The 779-nt window shown below is 45.1% G+C and carries 1 protein-coding gene; it reads left to right on the top strand.

Annotated features, from left to right (window positions below):
- Nucleotides 1-779: ribose-phosphate diphosphokinase (locus A3757_RS02340; RefSeq protein ID WP_068739108.1), on the top strand; the 779-nt coding region annotated here is incomplete at both ends.

Raw genomic sequence — 779 nt, 5'->3', positions numbered from 1 at the left:
CTACGGAGTTAAATGCAGAACCTGCCAAGTTGGAACACCGCCAGTTCCCTGATGGTGAAACTTACATGAGAGTACATAGCGATTACCAGCAGCGTGAAGCCATTATAGTCTCGAATATGCACCAGCCAAATTCAAAGTTTCTACCCTTGGTTTATCTTTGCGAAACCTTACGCGAGCTTGGAATAGCCAGTATTACCTTAGTCTGTCCTTATCTTCCCTATATGCGTCAGGATATTAAGTTTCACGAAGGAGAGGCTCTGACTTCACGCTATTACGCTAAGTTGTTAAATCAGTATTTAGATCGCTTAATCACCATCGACCCTCACCTGCATCGCTACCATTCACTGGGTGAAATTTACACAATGGAAACACACACTCTGCAAGCTAACCCTTTAATAGCCTCATGGGTTAAAGAAAATATTGAGACCCCCTTGGTGGTTGGCCCTGACAGTGAAAGTGAGCAATGGGCTGCGGCGGCAGCAGACATGATTGGCTGCCCCTACTTAATTCTAGAAAAACAACGTTTCGGCGATAAGAACGTAGAAGTTTCGAGCCCAAATGCTCAAGACTTTGCACAAAGAACCCCCGTACTTATTGACGATATTATCTCGACAGGTCGGACCATGATTCGTACTGCCGAAGCGCTTGTAGCCGAAGGTTTACAAGAGCCTATATGCATTGGTGTGCACGCACTTTTCTCTGAAGATGCATACTGTGAAATGTCTAAAGCACCGATCAAAGACATACTAACTTGTAACACCGTCCCCCACTCAACAAAC

It is taken from the genome of Oleiphilus sp. HI0117 (genome assembly GCF_001635235.1).
Note: the sequence above shows the minus strand (reverse complement) of the source record. Positions and strands in the feature narration are given on the sequence as shown.